The sequence below is a fragment of the Pseudomonas sp. SCPG-7 genome (assembly GCF_002156405.1).
Classification (GTDB): domain Bacteria; phylum Pseudomonadota; class Gammaproteobacteria; order Pseudomonadales; family Pseudomonadaceae; genus Aquipseudomonas; species Aquipseudomonas parakoreensis.
Map to the genome: position 1 here is coordinate 81,801 of NZ_MVOO01000012.1, position 16,260 is coordinate 98,060.

The window sequence follows — 16,260 nt, forward strand, 5'->3', positions numbered from 1 at the left end:
TTATTGTTGAAGTTCCGTTCGTTTGACACATCACGCCGCCGTCATCTGCTCCCACCAGCCGATCAGTTTGATCGCTTCCTCGGAGCTGCTGCCGCAGACTTCGACATCGGCGGCAAATCCTGAACAAACCGCCGGACGCTCCGGCTGGCCGAAAATGCTGCACAGGTTTTCGACCGAGAGTTGCACGCAACGTTCGCCGGCAGGTTTGCCGTTGGGCATGCCTGGAATGGCAGAACTGATGGAGGGGGCAATACAGCAAGCGCCACAGCCTTCACGGCATTTCATGACGAGCAAGTCCTCGCGACGGGCAATGTGTTAAAGAGACACGGACAGAGTAACCGCTAAAACGGTTGTTTCAAATTCCCTGCACCGGGGTTTTTACCGATAACTGAATGTGACTGACCAGTCTCCGACAAAGCGTCTGGTTCGCGGGTCACGGATCGATTGAATTTATTGCTTGAACTCGAAATCCAGTGCTGCGCCTTCGATATCACGGCGCTCATCGTTGCGCAGCTGCAACTGCATTTCGTTGCTGAGCAGGCGACCATTGAGCTGGAAGCCGCTGTTCTTCTCGCCGAACATCTGCGGCAGGATCGCCTCGTGTTTGGGCAGCGATACAGTACCGGCGGGTTTTAGCTGCTGGACCATGTCCTTGGGCAGGCTCAGATCCAGCTTGGCCGGCGGCAATCTGGTTTTCACCACCTCACTGGCCGGTTTCGACTTGGACGCGACCGGGGGCCGTTTCTTCACCGCGGCGGCTTTCTTCTGTGGGGCTTTTTTAGCCGCAGCTTTGTTATCCGCAACGGCTTTTTTGCTCGCCGCCGGTTTGTTTGCCGGCGCGGACGTTGCGGGCTTTTCCTGAACGGCAGCTGCCATGACACCGGGCGCATGGCCCATCATCAACACACCAAGCAATATCCAGGCAGCAGGCAAAATCGCTTTCATGAACCCTACAACACTAACGGCAGAGGGCCATATGCTCGCCTGTTGAGCGCCACAAGACAAGCACGACGCGCGCCCCGTTCAGAAACCGCCAGCCGTTTCCTGACACAGTTGAGTCGCCAGCAGACCGAGGGTCATCAGCGCCCTTTCCGCCTCGCGATTCCACGGTGTGCCGCAGTTCAGGCGGATGCAGTGATTGAACTGCTCGGTATTACTGAAGATCAGCCCCGGTGCAATGCTGATGCCCTGCTGCAATGCGCGGACATGCAATTCCTGGGTATTGACCCTGCCCGGCAGACTCACCCAGAGGATGAAACCGCCCGTGGGCCGGGTCATCTGTGTACCTTCGGGAAAGTACTGCTGCACCGCCAACTGGAACGCGCTGAGATTTTTCCGGTATTCCTGGCGGATGTACCGTAAATGCCGGTCATAACCGCCATTTTCCAGATAAGCGGCAATCGCCATCTGCGTCACGCTGCACGCCGAATGCGTGGTGAAGGTCTGCAGACGCTGGATTTCCTGCTGATATTTGCCGGCAATCATCCAGCCAACGCGCACGCCCGGCGACAATGTTTTGGAAAAGCTCGAGCAGTAAATCACCCGATCCAGTCGATCGTAAGCCTTGAGGGCTTTGGTGCGGCCCTGTTCGAACATCAACTCACCATAGATATCGTCTTCGACGATCTGGATATCAAAGTCCGAGGCCAGACGCAGCAGTTGTTTCTGCCGTTCTTCCGGCATGGTGCCGCCCAGCGGATTGCTCAGGCGCGTGGTCAGAACCAAAGCCTTGATCGACCATTGGTTGGCCGCCAGCTGCAAAGCTTCGAGGCTCATGCCGGTGGCCGGATCGCTGGGAATCTCGATCACTTTCAGGCCCAACAGATCGGCCAGTTGCAGCAAACCGTAATAGGTCGGCGATTCGGCAGCGATCAGATCTCCCGGACGGGTCAGCACCCGCAGCGACATCTGCAGCGCATCGACACAGCCGTGGGTAATGACCACTTCCGACGGATCGACCACCACCCCGGCGTCGCGCATGCGGATTGCCACTTGCCGGCGCAACGGTTCGAAACCCGGGCTGAACATGTAGCTGAAGGCGCGTGGGCTGTGGAATCGGGTGACCTTGGCCAGTTGCTGATGCAGTGCGCGAACCGGGAGGTAATCGACACTCGGCACCGCAGCGCCCAACGGGAAGACCCCCTCGCGGCGAGACTCGACCAACACTTGCTGAATAATACTGGCGCGGGTGACCAGGCCTGGGCGCTCGACCCGGGCGATGTCCGGGGTCGGCGCCGTCAGTGCCGGGGTCTGGTGCACGTAGTAACCGGATTGCGGCCGTGCGCGGATCAGGCCCTGATCTTCGAGATTGGCATAAGCCTGCAACACCGTCGCATGGCTGACATTGAGCTGCGAACTCATCTTGCGCACCGACGGCACGCGTTCTCCGGGTTGATAGACACCGCGCCGGATGTCTTCCGCCAATTGTTGAGCAATACGTTGGTAGAGCAAGAGATTGGTCATGACGCAGCACTCGATTTCACGGGCATTTTATTCTTGTGTGAAACAATACCGGAACAGTTTAGAAGTGTACTGGGACAGTTGCCACCATAGTCGACCGTACAGTGCAGTGTCAGCCAAAACTGTACGGATTTGCGTGCTATTCGACAGTCGTAAAAAAGCCCGGCGCTGCATGACAGGCCGGGCTTTCCAGAGACGCAGCCCTCAACGGGCGGCGCCGAGCTGGCCTTTTTCGTCGGAGAAGACAATTTCCACCCGACGGTTCTGTGCCCGACCGCGCTCGGAAGCGTTGGCGTCTACCGGGTATTCGTCACCGTAACCTTCGACCTGAATCCGCTTGTCCTCAATCCCCAGGTCCATCAACACATCAGCTACTGCTTGCGCGCGATCACGCGACAGCTTGAGGTTTTCCTGTTTGCCACCGGTGCTGTCGGTGTAACCCTCGATACGCACCACACGTTTCGGGTTGAGTTGCAGGAACTGCACAATCTTCAACACCACGCGATTGGCCGAGTTCTTAAGCTCCGCCTCGCCAGTGTCGAACAGTACATCGCCGAGGGTCATCACCAGGCCGCGATCGGTCTGCGTAGTGGCCAACGCCACGATCTGTTCCTCAAGCCATTTACCCTGCTGCTGCACGCTCAGCAGTTTGGACTCGCGCAGGGCCAGCTGCAGACGCTGACGCTCCAGTTCAAGCTTCGCCGCGCGCTCTTCGTTGAGCACCAGATTGGTGTGTTCGCGAGCGATTTCGCTGTAGCGCTGACTCAAGTAGGCGTAATGCACCACGTCCGCGCCACTGCCCCAATAGGTGGACAGGCGATCGGCGCGGGCCAGCGACTCACCGGCGCGGATCACATCCTTCGGCGCGATACGCAGCACATTGGAATCTTCCTTGACCTTCTGAAAGTCACTGCCAGCCTGTTGCAATGCGGCTTCGCCGTGTTGACCGGCGCAGCCATAGAGGCTTGCGCATCCGGCCAGAATCATCCCGCCGAGGATTTTGGACTTGAGGCTCATTGGGCATCTCCCAGTTGCTTGCGCAGACGGATGATGCGGGTGTTGAGCACGTTGAGTTGCTCTTCGCTTTTTTGCGTCAGCACTTTGGCTTCGGCCAGACGCGCATCCAGCTCGGCCTGTTCGGCGCGCATGCGGGCGTTCTTGAAAGACTCGTCGGTCATGTTGCCCTTGGCCCGGTTGAACTTGTCTTCGGCCAGTTTCATTTCCGGCATTTCATCGGCGGTCGCACCGACAGCCTTGGCCTGGGTGATGGCCTGCTCGGTCAGGCGCATTTGCTCATGGGGTGCCGGATCGTTGGCGCAGCCGGCCAGGGCCAGAACGGCCATGGCCGCGAAAAGAGGTCGAATACTCACTAAGAATCCCTACTGTTTTGGGGCACTGACAGGTGGCTGCGGTTGTTGCTGCTGGGCCTTCCAGCGCTCGATATTGCGTTGCAGCGCGGCCTCGGTCAGTCCGGACGCGGGCAATTCTGTCATCTTTTTAGCGAGCTGTCCGCGCAACCACGGATCGTTGCAGGCGGAGTTGTGTGAAACCGCGAGGAACAGGCCTGGCCGGTCAATCGGTTGCTCGAAGGCCAGCAGATCATTGGCCATGCCCAATGCCTGCGCGGCGGCCATGCCCGAGTAGCGACCGGCGAGTACATATTCCACCTCACCCAGCAGCAATTTCTGAAAGGCCTGGGTGATATTTGCCGTGCGCGTCAGGGTCAGATTCTGCTCGGCGAAAGTGCCGAATGCCTGGGTCATTCGAGACTTTTCCGACATCCCACCGGTGTGCCCGTGCAGGTCTGCGGCTTCGCTGTAGACCAGCGTCGAGCCTTTGCGCGTCCACACCAGGTAGTCGTTTTCCAGCAACGGTGGATAGATGTAGTCGAGGTTTTCCAGTTCATTGAACATCAGCGGCGTGTCGGCCAGCATGTCCATTCGGCCGCTGCGCACTTCATCGAGGGCCTGCGCGCGTTTGCCGGCGTAGAGCAGCTCGACCTTGATGCCGAGGTCCTTGGCCACTTGCTGCAACAGGTCGGCACTGGCGCCGATCAGCTGTCTGGGGTTCTGCGGGTCCTGCCACAGGTACGGCGGAGCATCCGGACTGCCGGTGACGACCAAGCGCTCGCACTTGCCGGAAGCTGCGGCCATTCCCGGCAACAGGATCAATCCCAATAACAACCTGCGGCGCAGATCCATGGCAAAACGCTCCTACGCAAATTCGAGACAAAAAAAAGCCCGGCCAGAAGGCCGGGCTCTTTATAAGTGAAGCCGCCGGATTAGACCAGCTTCTCCAGCTCAGGGACTGCTTCGAACAGGTCCGCCACCAGGCCGTAATCGGCCACCTGGAAGATCGGCGCTTCTTCGTCCTTGTTGATCGCAACGATCACTTTGGAGTCTTTCATGCCGGCCAGGTGCTGGATCGCGCCGGAGATACCGACGGCGATGTACAGCTGTGGCGCAACGATCTTGCCGGTCTGACCGACCTGCATGTCGTTCGGTACGAAACCTGCGTCGACCGCGGCACGCGAAGCACCAACGGCAGCGCCCAGCTTGTCGGCCAGGGCGTACAGGTGTTTGAAGTTGTCGCCGTTCTGCATGCCGCGACCACCGGAAACGACGATCTTGGCAGCGGTCAGTTCAGGACGATCGGACTTGGCCAGTTCTTCGCTGACGAAGCTGGAAGTGCCGGCATCGTGTGCAGCAGCAACGGCTTCAACGGCTGCCGAACCACCTTCAGCGGCAACCGGGTCGAAACCGGTGGCGCGCACGGTGATCACTTTGATCGGTGCGGTCGACTGCACAGTCGCGATGGCGTTACCGGCGTAGATCGGGCGCTTGAAAGTGTCGGCGCTTTCTACCGAAATGATCTCGGAGATCTGGTCAACGTCCAGTGCAGCGGCAACGCGCGGCAGGATGTTTTTGCCGTTGGACGTGGCGGCAGCCAGGATATGGCTGTAACCCTTGCCCAGCTCAGCAACCAGCGGCGCAACGTTTTCCGGCAGCTGGTGCGCGTAAGCGGCATTGTCAGCGTTCAGGACTTTGCTCACGCCAGCGATTTTCGCTGCGGCTTCAGCCACGGCGCCAGCGCCCTGGCCTGCAACCAGAACGTGGATGTCGCCGCCGATTTTGGCAGCAGCAGCCACGGTATTCAGCGTGGCCGGGGCCAGCACTTTGTTGTCGTGTTCAGCGATTACCAAGATAGTCATTTTTAGATTACCTTCGCTTCGTTTTTCAGTTTCTCGACCAGTTCAGCCACCGACTTGACCTTGATACCCGCGCTGCGTGCAGCCGGCGCTTCGACTTTCAGGGTCTTGTTGGTGGAGGCGGTGGAAACGCCCAAAGCGTCCGGAGTCAGCACTTCGAGAGGCTTCTTCTTGGCTTTCATGATGTTTGGCAGGGACGCGTAGCGCGGCTCGTTCAAACGCAGGTCGGTGGTGACGATGGCCGGCAGTTTCAGGGAAACGGTCTGCGCGCCGCCGTCGATTTCGCGGGTCACGGCAACGCTGTCGCCGGAGACTTCGACTTTCGAAGCGAAAGTGCCCTGACCGTAGCCGCTCAGTGCAGCGAGCATCTGGCCGGTCTGGTTGTTGTCGCTGTCGATCGCCTGTTTGCCCAGGATCACCAGCTGAGGCTGTTCCTTGTCTACCACAGCCTTGAGCAGCTTGGCCACGGCCAACGAAGTCAGGTCTTCAGCGGATTCGACGAGGATGGCACGGTCGGCACCCAGAGCCAGTGCGGTACGCAGCTGTTCCTGAGCGGTGGACGGGCCGATGGAGACGACGACGATTTCAGTCGCAACACCTTTCTCTTTCAGGCGTACGGCTTCTTCCACTGCGATTTCGCAGAACGGGTTCATCGACATCTTGACGTTGGCGAGGTCTACGCCGGAATTGTCCGCCTTGACGCGAACCTTGACGTTGTAATCCACAACGCGTTTGACAGCTACAAGAACCTTCATGGATTCCTCGTTACTCTCCGGTGAAAAGAAAGTCGCCTAGGCGAACCTGGCGGTTGATGCTCATCGGGCACAAGGGCACCTCTAAAAACGCCGGCTGGGGGGCGATGACCGTTCGTCAGTGGTGACCAACGGGTCATTGAATCGCACGGTGTGTAAACTGCGCGCCGGACTTGCGCTGCGCATCACCTTGAACTGCCTGTGCCCTGTCTTTAGAGGTGCTCTTGAAACCGCCAGTCTGCCTACGGCGAGCGCAAAACCGCCCGTATCTTGACCGGAACGCCTATTCCGGTCAATACGGCAAAATGGCCGTTCATAAGCCGCGCTTCTTTGATTTCTCTGGGCTGGAGCCGATTCAAACAAACGTTTGTATTGGACGCTCCGAGTGGTGTAGATATAATGCGCCGCCTAGAGAGAAAGGTGGTTTACCCATTATTACCCTTGACGTTAACGTAAAGGCAATAACGGATGCGACGCCGAACCTCCAAATTAGAAAAAAAACTGTTGAGCCTTGAGTAGGAGATAGCCTGTGGAACGCGAATACATGGAATTCGACGTGGTCATCGTCGGTGCCGGCCCCGCTGGCCTGTCCGCCGCCTGCCGTCTGAAGCAGAAGGCCGCCGAAGCCGGTAAGGAAATCAGCGTCTGCGTGGTCGAAAAAGGCTCCGAAGTCGGCGCACACATCCTGTCCGGTGCCGTGTTCGAACCACGCGCTCTGAACGAACTGTTCCCGGACTGGAAAGAACTCGGCGCCCCGCTGAACACGCCGGTCACCCGCGATGACATTTTCGTGCTGAAAAACGCCGACAGCGCGCAGAAAATCCCTGACTTCTTTGTGCCCAAGACCATGCACAACGAAGGCAACTACATTATTTCTTTGGGCAACCTGTGCCGCTGGCTGGCCCAGCAGGCCGAGAACCTGGGCGTGGAAATCTACCCGGGCTTCGCCGCTCAGGAAGCGCTGATCGACGACAACGGCATCGTGCGCGGGATCATCACCGGTGATCTGGGCGTCGACCGCGAAGGCAACCCGAAAGAAGGCCTGTACACCCCGGGTATGGAACTGCGTGGCAAGTACACGCTGTTCGCCGAGGGCTGCCGTGGCCACATCGGCAAGCAACTGATCAAGCGCTACAACCTCGACAGCGATGCCGACGCCCAACACTACGGCATCGGCCTGAAAGAAATCTGGGAAATCGACCCGGCCAAACACCAGCCAGGCCTGGTGGTGCACACCGCCGGTTGGCCGCTGGACATCATGGGCACCGAAAACACCGGCGGCTCGTTCCTCTATCACCTGGAAAACAACCAGGTCGTGGTCGGTCTGATCGTCGACCTGTCTTACAGCAACACTTACCTGTCGCCGTTCGACGAGTTCCAGCGCCTCAAGCATCACCCGGTGCTGGCGCAGTACCTGGAAGGCGGCAAACGCGTCAGCTACGGCGCCCGTGCGATCTGCAAAGGTGGCCTGAACTCGCTGCCGAAAATGGTCTTCAAGGGCGGCGCGCTGATCGGTTGCGACCTCGGCACCCTGAACTTCGCCAAGATCAAAGGCAGCCACACCGCGATGAAGTCCGGCATGCTCGCCGCTGAATCGGTGGCCGACGCACTGTTCGCCGAAAAGGATGGCACCGAAGAGCTGACCACTTACGTTGACGCGTTCAAGAAGAGCTGGCTCTACGACGAACTGTTCGCCAGCCGCAACTTCGGCCCGGCGATCCACAAGTTCGGCGCGATCGTCGGCGGTGGTTTCAACTGGCTGGACCAGAACATCTTCGGCGGCAAACTGCCGTTCACCCTGCATGACACCAAGCCGGATTACGCTTGCCTGAAACTGGCGGCCGACTGCAAGAAGATCGACTATCCGAAGCCGGACGGCAAACTCAGCTTCGACAAACTGAGCTCGGTGTTCATCTCCGGTACCAACCACGAAGAAGAGCAACCGTGCCACCTTAAGCTGACCGACCCGAGCATTCCGCTGAGCCGCAACCTGCCGATGTACGACGAACCGGCACAGCGCTACTGCCCGGCCGGTGTATATGAAGTGATCACCAAGGAAGACGGTGAAAAGCGCTTCCAGATCAACGCCCAGAACTGCGTGCACTGCAAGACCTGTGACATCAAGGACCCTTCGCAGAACATCACCTGGGTCACGCCGGAAGGCGCTGGCGGCCCGACTTACCCGAACATGTAAGTCGCATCGCTGAACAACGAGGCTCCCGAAATGGGGGCCTTTTTGTTGCCCAAAATTTAATGCATCACATCATCCCCTGTGGGAGCTGGCTTGCCAGCGATGGGGCCATGTCAGTCGACATCTTGGCAGCCTGGATCACCGCCTTCGCTGGCAAGTCAGCTCCCACAGGGTTACGCAAACTCTCAGGCAACGCGCTCATCACCAGGGCTACGCTCGAAGTAGCGCTTGTATTCGCGACTGAACTGCGACGTGCTCTGATACCCCACCCGATGCGCCACCTGCGCCACGCCCAGCCCTTCGGCGACCAGCAAGGTCTGCGCCTTGAGCAAGCGCAGGCGCTTGAGATACTGCACCGGCGACAACAGCGTGCTGCGCTTGAAGTGCTCGTGAAAAGACGACACGCTCATGTTCGCGCAACTGGCCAACGTCTCGACATTCAGCGGCTCGGTGTAATGCGCATGCAGATGGCTGATCGACGCCGCGACCCGGGCGAACTGCCCCTGCTGTTCGACCAGTGCGCGCAACACATCGGCCTGCGGCCCGCGCAACGCAGTGAACAACAATTCGCGGACCCGCGCCGGTCCGAGAATCTGCCGTTCCAGCGGATCGTGCAGGCAACGCAGCAAGCGTTCGACACAGCCACGCATGTCATCGTCGAGCACCACCGAGGTCATCGACTCCGGTGTCTGCGCCGGAATGTGCCGCCCCGGCGCCAGCCCCATGGCCAGCACCAGTTCGCCGAGCAACACCCGGTCGATGGCCACCGATACACCCAGCAACGGCGCATCCGGCAAGGCAAAGGTTTCACACTCGAACGGCACCGGCAGCGCCTGAATCAGGTAGTGCCCGGCGCCATATTCCATGGTGCGCGGGCCGAGGAACGCCAGTTTGCTGCCTTGGGCGATGATCATCAGGCTCGGCTCATAAATGTGCGGGCCACGCGCCACGTCGCAACTGGCGCGCAGCACCTGCACACCAGGTAACCCGGTCTGGCTGTAACCGTCGCAAAGCGCCAGCGGCTCGATCAGCGAAACCAGCGTGGCATTGGCATCAAGGTGGCGAGTCAACTGCATCGGAGGGGTCTTCAAAAAAGTCACGGAAAAAGGCATGCAAGCATCATCGCAGATCCTTTTGCCAATGCGCTTGCCCAGACCTGCATGCCGGAGGATTAGGCATGAGACCCGGAGGAATCGTCATGGCCGCAGCGGCAGTCGGCGCCCAAAATGCGCCACCTCACCTGTCACTGCTTCTGCGAGGTTTCTTATGTACACCGCTATCGGTTATGCCGCTCAATCGGCCACCACTCCCCTCGCCCCGATGAAATTCGAACGCCGCAGCCCGCGCGCCGACGACGTGGCGATCGAGATCCTGTACTGCGGCGTCTGCCACTCCGACATCCACCAGGCGCGCAACGAATGGGGCATCGCCGTGTATCCGTTGATGCCCGGCCACGAAATCGTCGGCAAAGTCACCGCCATCGGTGCCAACGTCACTCAACATAAAGTCGGCGACCTGGTCGGTGTCGGTTGCATGGTCGACTCTTGCCGCACCTGCGCCGCCTGCCAGCAGAACCTCGAGCAATACTGCCTCGAAGGCCCGACCATGACTTACGCCACCCCGGACCGGGTCGACGGCAGCAACACCATGGGCGGTTATTCGGACAGCATCGTGGTCAGCGAGCACTTCGTGGTGCGCATTCCGGAAAAGCTGGATCTGGCCAGCGCCGCGCCGATCCTCTGCGCCGGCATCACCACCTACTCACCGCTCAAGCACTACGGGGTCAAGGCCGGCGACAAGGTCGGGATTCTCGGCATGGGCGGCCTCGGCCACATGGGCATCAAGTTCGCCAAGGCCATGGGTGCGGAAGTCACGCTGTTCACCCGTTCGGCGAGCAAGGCCGAGGAAGGCCGTCGTCAGGGCGCCGATCATGTGATCGTCTCCACCGATGCCGAGCAAATGGCCGCCGCTGCGGGCCGTTTCGACTTCCTGCTGGACACCATTCCGGTGCAGCACGACCTCAACCCGTACCTGCAAACCCTGCGCTTTGATGGCGTGCACATTCTGGTCGGCCTGATCGAACCGATCGACCCGCCGGTGCATGCTGCCAACCTGGTGCTGGGCCGCCGCGTGCTGGCCGGTTCGTTGATCGGCGGCATCGCCGAAACCCAGGAAGTGCTGGATTTCTGCGCCGAGCACAACATCACCTGCGACATCGAAATGCTCGACATCCGCCAGATCAACGAAGCTTACGCGCGGATGATTGCCGGTGACGTGAAGTACCGCTTCGTGATCGACATGGCGACCTTGAAGCTTTAAACCTTCAAGCCAAGCTCCGCCGAGAGCCGGGCTGTGACCCCTTTGATCAGGGGGATCAGCTCGGCCATTTTTTCCAGCGGCATGTACGGCACGGTGCTGGCGATACTGATCGCCGCGACAATGCGCTTGCTCGCATCGCGAATCGGCGCCGCCACGCAGCGGATCGACGGTTCGTTGTCCTCCAGATCGAAGGCGTAGCCGCCGGCCACGTACTCGGTCATGCGCTGCTCGAGCTGTTCCCACGATTGCTGGGGATGCTGCGGCCAGAACTGACTTTTCCCACCCGCCGGCAGGCTGATGTCGTACAGGCGCTGCCAATCCTGCGGCGCATCATCGAGCATCAACGCCTTGCCGATCCCGGTGCGCGCCAACGGCATGCGGTGGCCGACACGCGAACGCATTTCCGGGCCGTTGCGCCCCGGATTCTTCAGCAGGTACAAGACCTCGTCGCCTTCGCGAATGCCCAGATGCACGGTGTCGCCGGTCAGCGCCGACAACTCGTCCAGATACGGCCCGGCCAGACTCACCAGCGGCAACTCTTCACGCGCCTGAAACCCCAGCTCGATCAGCTTGGGCCCCAGCAGATAGCCGATTTGCGGCACTACGCGCAAATAGCGCTCGTCCACCAGGCAACTGGCCAGACGATGGGTGGTGCTGCGCGTGGTGCCGATCAGCCGGGCAATCTCTTTCAGATCGCGGGCGCCACTGGCCACCGCGTGCACCACACCCAGGCCGCGAAGCAGCGTCTGGGTGCCGGTGGGTGCGGCGTCCTTGGTTTTTTCCGGGGCGTCTTCCTGCATATCCAGCCTTTACCGTTGAGCGAGGGAACGGGCGGCATTATGGTCGCCCGACGCAGACGACTACAACTCGATACGCTCGACCTTGCCCACCAGCAGCACGTAGGACAATGCACCGATCAGCGCCAGAACCGCGATGTAAGTAATCGCCGGGGCGAACGAGTCACCGCTGGCGAGGAAACCGATGACAATCGGCGTGGCAATTGCCGACAGGTTGCCGATGAAGTTGAACACCCCGCCGGTCAGCCCCAGCAACCGCGCCGGAGCGAGGGTCGAGACCAGCGACCAGGTGATCGACGCCAGCCCGTTGCCGAAAAACGCCAGCGCCAGGAAGGCAATCACCAGCGGTGTCGATTCAACGAAGTTGGCACCGATGATCGAGGTGGAAATCAGCAGCCCGCCAATGATCGGCAACTTGCGCGCAAAGCCGACGCTGCAGCCACGGCGGATCAACAGGTCGGAAAAGAACCCCGAACACAGCACGCCAATGAACGCGGCAAGAAACGGCAGCGACGCCAACAGGCCGGATTTGATGAAGTCCATGCCGCGATATTTCACCAGGTAGGTCGGGAACCACGTCAGGAAGAACCACAGCGTCGAGTTCAGACAGAACTGGCCGAGGTAGATGCCCCACAACTTGCGTTTGCTCAGGACGATGCCGAGGTCGGTCCAACTGAACGAGGCCTTGGCCGTTTGCGCTTGAATGTCTACCAGTCCGCCGCCCTCACGGATCAGGTCGATCTCCGCGTCGTTGGCGCCCTTGAAATCCCGCGGTTCGCGGTACACCGCGTACCAGATCGCCGCCCAGATAATGCCCGCCGCGCCGGTCGCGACGAACACCATGTGCCAGCCGAACTCATGTTGCAGCCAGGCCAGCACCGGGGTCAGAAACGCCAGGCCTACAAACTGCCCGGAGGTGTAGAAACCAATCGCCGTGGCCCGTTCACGCTCGGGAAACCAGGTGGTGACCACGCGGCTGTTGATCGGATAGGCCGGCGCTTCCAGCGCGCCGACCGCCATGCGCAGCACGAACAGCGCAATGAAACTCGCGGCGAAGCCGAGCAGCACCGTGGCCAGCGACCACAACAGCAGCGCGACGCTGTAGAGGATGCGCGGTGGCACCCGATCCACCAGCCAGCCGCCGGGGATCTGCATCGCGGCGTAGGTCCAGCCGAATGCAGAGAAAATCAGCCCGACGTGAACCGGGTCGATGCCCAGTTCACTGGTCAGCGCGGGCGCGGCAATCGACAGGTTGCTGCGGTCGAGGTAGTTGATGACCACGGTGATGAACAGCAGCACCATGATGAAAAATCGCTTGCGGCTGGGCGTGACTAAAGACGCCTGCCCGGTGAGGGTTTGCGTTGGCATGGGGGTGCCTCTTCTTATGATTATTTGAGGACAATCGTAAAACTTGCGCCGAACCCTGTGGGAGCTGGCTTGCCAGCGATAGCGGTGCATCTGTTACATCAATGTCGGATGTGCCGCCGTCATCGCTGGCAAGCCAGCTCCCACAGTGGATTTTGGGTGGGTCAGAAGGGACTCACCACTCGGCAAAACTGCCGTCGGCATGGCGCCAGATCGGGTTGCGCCAGCGGTGGCCGACAGCGGCACGCTCGATCACGTATTCTTCGTTGATCTCGATGCCCAGTCCCGGCCCGTTCGGAATCTTCACGAAGCCCTGGTCGTAGTCGAACACCCGCGGATCCTTCACGTAGTCGAGCAAATCGTTGCTCTCGTTGTAATGGATACCCAGGCTCTGTTCCTGGATAAACGCGTTGTAACAAGCCGCGTCGAGTTGCAGACACGCCGCCAGCGCAATCGGCCCCAGCGGGCAATGCAGCGCCAGCGCCACATCGTAGGCTTCGGCCATGTTGGCGATCTTGCGGGTTTCGGTAATGCCGCCGGCGTGGGAGGCATCCGGCTGGATGATGTCGACGTAACCTTCGCTCAACACCCGTTTAAAGTCCCAGCGCGAGAACAGCCGCTCACCGAGGGCAATCGGCGTGCTGGTCAACGGCGCCAGCTCCTTCAGCGCTTCGTAGTTTTCACTGAGCACCGGCTCCTCGATGAACATCAGTTTGTACGGGTCGAGCTCCTTCATCAGCACCTTGGCCATCGGCTTGTGCACCCGACCGTGGAAGTCGACACCGATGCCGACATTCGGCCCGACCGCATCGCGCACGGCGGCGACATTGGCCAGGGCCAGATCGACTTTCTCGAAGGAATCGAGGAACTGCAGCTCTTCAGTGCCATTCATTTTCACCGCAGTAAAACCCCGGCTCACCGCCTCTTTCGCGGCGCGTGCGGTGTCGGCCGGACGATCGCCACCGATCCACGAATACACACGAATCTTGTCGCGCACCTGACCGCCGAGCAGATCGCTGACCGACACGCCGAGGGCTTTGCCCTTGATGTCCCACAGCGCCTGATCGATACCGGCCAGTGCACTCATGTGGATCGCGCCGCCGCGGTAGAAGCCGCCGCGGTACAGCACGGTCCAGATGTCCTCGATGTTGCGTGGGTCTTTGCCGATCAGGTAGTCGGACAATTCTTCAACGGCAGCGGCGACGGTGTGTGCGCGGCCTTCGACCACAGGCTCGCCCCAACCGGTCACACCCTCATCGGTTTCGACCTTGAGGAAGCACCAGCGCGGCGGGACGATGAAGGTGGTGAGTTTGGTGATTTTCATCTTCTTGTCTCTCTTGTTAGATGCAGCGCACGCAGCGCCGGATAAATCTCAGCGAAGGGCCTTCCAGGCAGCCACGTAGGCCTTGGCATTGGCCGCCACTTGCTCAACCGTCATGCCTGGCTTGAACAGGCCGGAACCGAGGCCGAAACCTTTCACACCAGCGTCGATGAACGCTTGCATGTTGTCCGGGGTGATCCCGCCGACCGGCGCCAGCACCGTCCCGGAGGGCAACACCGCGAGCCACGCCTTGACCACCGCCGGGCCCATCTGCTCGGCCGGGAACAGCTTGAGAATGTCCGCGCCCTCCTCCAGCGCCGCGAACGCTTCGGTCGGCGTCGCTACTCCCGGCGACAGGTACAGCCCCGCCGCTTTCGCTGCGCGCAGCACCTTGGCGTCGCTGTGTGGCATCACGATCACCTGGCCGCCGGCCTCTTTCACCAGCTCGACCTGCTCCGGGGTCAACACCGTGCCGGCACCGATCAGGCAATCGGCGGGCAAGGTCTGACGCAGGATGCGGATACTTTCGTACGGCGACGGGGAATTGAGCGGTACTTCGATGACGCGAAATCCGGCGGCATACAGGACTTCTCCGACAGCAGCGGCTTCCTGCGGATGCAGGCCACGCAGGATTGCGATCAGACTGTTTTGTGCCAATGCTTGCTTGAGCATGTCAGGCCTCCAGTCAGGGTTAACGGGATAAGGAATCGAGCAGCCCGGCGGCCAGCGCCAGTTGCCACAGGCCACGCTCGGTGGCCTGCTCGGCCAGCGTGACGCGAGCGAAACCGCAAGCCTCGAGGGCACGGGCGTAACGGGCGCAGAGTTGCGCGTTGCCGATGAGGATGATCGACGGCAGATGCACGCTGTTGCGGCGGCGGCGCTGAACGGTGGCGAGTGCCGCCAGCTCATGGCCGATCATCAGCCCGGACAGGTAGTCCGCTTGCGCCGTCGGCGCCAGTTCGCCGGTCAGGCCCAAAGTACGCGCACTGAATAATGTGGAGAGCACACCCAGTTCGCCGTCCGCCGACAGCGCCACTTGCACACCACGGTCAAATGCCACGCCGTCGAACGCCGCACCCTGTTGCTGGGTACGCCCGAGAATGCTGTGTTCACTAAGCACGGCGAACACTTCGCCGGTCATGAAGGTGTCGAAATGTGTGATGCAGCCATCGACCACTTCCACCCACTTGGAATGGCTGCCCGGCAGACCGATCAACAGATCGCCGCCCGCCTCCGCCGGCAGGTTCTGCAGTACGCCGAGGACCTGAGTTTCTTCGCCGCGCATCACATTCGGCAGGCGTGAACGCTGGATCACCCCCGGCACGATATGTACCCGCGTGCCGCGCAGACTGACCAGTGTTTGTAAGGAATTTCCGAGATTGGCGACGTTTGCCGGCGTTTCGCAGTAGGCCGCCTCGCGCCAGCCCTGGGCGCTGCCCACCATGCCGCAGGCGATCACCGGCAGATCCGGCTGCGCATCAAGCCAGTCACCACAAGCGTCTTCGAAGGCCAGTTCAAAGCCGTCGGCGCATTCACCACCGTTGATGACTCGCGGCGTCTTCGGTAACTGCATGATTCCGGACGACAGCGCACGCTGTTCCAGCACCACCCCGCCCGCCGCGAGTTTGTAAGCACGTAATGAGGTCGTCCCCCAATCGAGCGCGATCAATTGCGCCTGCATCGCATCACCTGTTTTGTTTTTGGCAGTGAGTGCGACGGACTATAAACCTTGGCGCAGATAAATCTCAATATATAAATATCATTCCCATATTATGGGATTTACAAGTGTAACAAGCGTTTTTCTGCCAAATCTTTAAAATGCCGGCCGCGTCCATGCGGCGACCGCT

General features: G+C 60.4%; 16 protein-coding genes. 2 read left to right on the forward strand and 14 right to left on the reverse strand.

Annotation, left to right across the window (positions count from 1 at the left end; translation table 11 throughout):
* Positions 1-30: 30 nt before the first annotated feature.
* The 8 genes from B1722_RS21035 to B1722_RS21070 all read right to left on the reverse strand — a co-directional run bounded on the left by B1722_RS21035 (position 31) and on the right by B1722_RS21070 (position 6,423).
* The gene (locus B1722_RS21035) at positions 31-285 is read right to left on the reverse strand and encodes a YkgJ family cysteine cluster protein (RefSeq protein ID WP_041069283.1); all 255 of its coding nucleotides are present in this window, start codon (positions 283-285) and stop codon (positions 31-33) included.
* Positions 286-450: 165 nt separating this feature from the next.
* Positions 451-945, reverse strand: coding sequence for a hypothetical protein (locus B1722_RS21040; RefSeq protein ID WP_041069280.1), 495 nt, complete (start codon positions 943-945; stop codon positions 451-453).
* A gap of 78 nt (positions 946-1,023) precedes the next feature.
* The gene (locus B1722_RS21045; RefSeq protein WP_003226969.1) at positions 1,024-2,463 is read right to left on the reverse strand and encodes a PLP-dependent aminotransferase family protein; all 1,440 of its coding nucleotides are present in this window, start codon (positions 2,461-2,463) and stop codon (positions 1,024-1,026) included.
* Positions 2,464-2,664: 201 nt separating this feature from the next.
* The gene (locus tag B1722_RS21050; protein ID WP_041069276.1) at positions 2,665-3,477 is read right to left on the reverse strand and encodes an OmpA family protein; all 813 of its coding nucleotides are present in this window, start codon (positions 3,475-3,477) and stop codon (positions 2,665-2,667) included.
* Entirely contained in the window at positions 3,474-3,830 is a 357-nt protein-coding gene (locus tag B1722_RS21055; protein ID WP_047295606.1) for a DUF4398 domain-containing protein, read from the reverse strand. The genes B1722_RS21050 and B1722_RS21055 overlap by 4 nt, the downstream gene beginning before the upstream one ends.
* A 9-nt stretch (positions 3,831-3,839) precedes the next feature.
* Positions 3,840-4,661, reverse strand: coding sequence for an ABC transporter substrate-binding protein (locus B1722_RS21060; RefSeq protein ID WP_086794167.1), 822 nt, complete (start codon positions 4,659-4,661; stop codon positions 3,840-3,842).
* A gap of 80 nt (positions 4,662-4,741) precedes the next feature.
* Complete coding sequence (locus B1722_RS21065) at positions 4,742-5,671, reverse strand: electron transfer flavoprotein subunit alpha/FixB family protein (RefSeq protein WP_086794169.1); 930 nt, start codon at positions 5,669-5,671, stop codon at positions 4,742-4,744.
* A gap of 2 nt (positions 5,672-5,673) precedes the next feature.
* Positions 5,674-6,423, reverse strand: coding sequence for an electron transfer flavoprotein subunit beta/FixA family protein (locus tag B1722_RS21070; RefSeq protein ID WP_003226982.1), 750 nt, complete (start codon positions 6,421-6,423; stop codon positions 5,674-5,676).
* A 526-nt stretch (positions 6,424-6,949) separates the two neighbouring features.
* Here B1722_RS21070 and B1722_RS21075 point away from each other — a divergent pair.
* The gene (locus tag B1722_RS21075) at positions 6,950-8,614 is read left to right on the forward strand and encodes an electron transfer flavoprotein-ubiquinone oxidoreductase (protein WP_041069264.1); all 1,665 of its coding nucleotides are present in this window, start codon (positions 6,950-6,952) and stop codon (positions 8,612-8,614) included.
* A 182-nt stretch (positions 8,615-8,796) separates the two neighbouring features.
* Here B1722_RS21075 and B1722_RS21080 read toward each other — a convergent pair whose 3' ends face one another.
* Entirely contained in the window at positions 8,797-9,687 is an 891-nt protein-coding gene (locus tag B1722_RS21080) for an AraC family transcriptional regulator (protein WP_007961974.1), read from the reverse strand.
* Between the two features lie 190 nt (positions 9,688-9,877).
* On the opposite strand from B1722_RS21080, the gene B1722_RS21085 reads away from it, so the two are divergent.
* Positions 9,878-10,930 (forward strand): NAD(P)-dependent alcohol dehydrogenase, encoded by a 1,053-nt coding sequence (locus B1722_RS21085; protein ID WP_041069261.1) that lies wholly within the window; start codon positions 9,878-9,880, stop codon positions 10,928-10,930.
* Here the strand turns inward: B1722_RS21085 and B1722_RS21090 are convergent.
* The 5 genes from B1722_RS21090 to B1722_RS21110 all read right to left on the reverse strand — a co-directional run bounded on the left by B1722_RS21090 (position 10,927) and on the right by B1722_RS21110 (position 16,094).
* The gene (locus B1722_RS21090; protein ID WP_041069258.1) at positions 10,927-11,730 is read right to left on the reverse strand and encodes an IclR family transcriptional regulator; all 804 of its coding nucleotides are present in this window, start codon (positions 11,728-11,730) and stop codon (positions 10,927-10,929) included. The genes B1722_RS21085 and B1722_RS21090 overlap by 4 nt on opposite strands.
* A 60-nt stretch (positions 11,731-11,790) precedes the next feature.
* Positions 11,791-13,095: an MFS transporter gene (locus B1722_RS21095; RefSeq protein WP_086794170.1), complete on the reverse strand. Its 1,305-nt coding sequence runs from the start codon at positions 13,093-13,095 to the stop codon at positions 11,791-11,793.
* 172 nt (positions 13,096-13,267) lie between these two features.
* Complete coding sequence (gene dgoD, locus B1722_RS21100; protein ID WP_007961968.1) at positions 13,268-14,416, reverse strand: galactonate dehydratase; 1,149 nt, start codon at positions 14,414-14,416, stop codon at positions 13,268-13,270.
* 48 nt (positions 14,417-14,464) lie between these two features.
* Complete coding sequence (locus B1722_RS21105; RefSeq protein ID WP_086794172.1) at positions 14,465-15,085, reverse strand: 2-dehydro-3-deoxy-6-phosphogalactonate aldolase; 621 nt, start codon at positions 15,083-15,085, stop codon at positions 14,465-14,467.
* A gap of 19 nt (positions 15,086-15,104) precedes the next feature.
* Positions 15,105-16,094, reverse strand: coding sequence for a 2-dehydro-3-deoxygalactonokinase (locus B1722_RS21110; protein WP_086794173.1), 990 nt, complete (start codon positions 16,092-16,094; stop codon positions 15,105-15,107).
* Between the last annotated feature and the right edge of the window lie 166 nt (positions 16,095-16,260).

Bases quoted from the DNA above. Each gene is read 5' to 3' on its own strand.
- B1722_RS21035 (WP_041069283.1), bottom strand. From the start codon at position 285: ATGAAATGCCGTGAAGGCTGTGGCGCTTGCTGTATTGCCCCCTCCATC.
- B1722_RS21040 (WP_041069280.1), bottom strand. From the start codon at position 945: ATGAAAGCGATTTTGCCTGCTGCCTGGATATTGCTTGGTGTGTTGATG.
- B1722_RS21045 (WP_003226969.1), bottom strand. From the start codon at position 2,463: ATGACCAATCTCTTGCTCTACCAACGTATTGCTCAACAATTGGCGGAA.
- B1722_RS21050 (WP_041069276.1), bottom strand. From the start codon at position 3,477: ATGAGCCTCAAGTCCAAAATCCTCGGCGGGATGATTCTGGCCGGATGC.
- B1722_RS21060 (WP_086794167.1), bottom strand. From the start codon at position 4,661: ATGGATCTGCGCCGCAGGTTGTTATTGGGATTGATCCTGTTGCCGGGA.
- B1722_RS21065 (WP_086794169.1), bottom strand. From the start codon at position 5,671: ATGACTATCTTGGTAATCGCTGAACACGACAACAAAGTGCTGGCCCCG.
- B1722_RS21070 (WP_003226982.1), bottom strand. From the start codon at position 6,423: ATGAAGGTTCTTGTAGCTGTCAAACGCGTTGTGGATTACAACGTCAAG.
- B1722_RS21080 (WP_007961974.1), bottom strand. From the start codon at position 9,687: ATGCAGTTGACTCGCCACCTTGATGCCAATGCCACGCTGGTTTCGCTG.
- B1722_RS21085 (WP_041069261.1), top strand. From the start codon at position 9,878: ATGTACACCGCTATCGGTTATGCCGCTCAATCGGCCACCACTCCCCTC.
- B1722_RS21090 (WP_041069258.1), bottom strand. From the start codon at position 11,730: ATGCAGGAAGACGCCCCGGAAAAAACCAAGGACGCCGCACCCACCGGC.
- B1722_RS21095 (WP_086794170.1), bottom strand. From the start codon at position 13,095: ATGCCAACGCAAACCCTCACCGGGCAGGCGTCTTTAGTCACGCCCAGC.
- dgoD (WP_007961968.1), bottom strand. From the start codon at position 14,416: ATGAAAATCACCAAACTCACCACCTTCATCGTCCCGCCGCGCTGGTGC.
- B1722_RS21105 (WP_086794172.1), bottom strand. From the start codon at position 15,085: ATGCTCAAGCAAGCATTGGCACAAAACAGTCTGATCGCAATCCTGCGT.
- B1722_RS21110 (WP_086794173.1), bottom strand. From the start codon at position 16,094: ATGCAGGCGCAATTGATCGCGCTCGATTGGGGGACGACCTCATTACGT.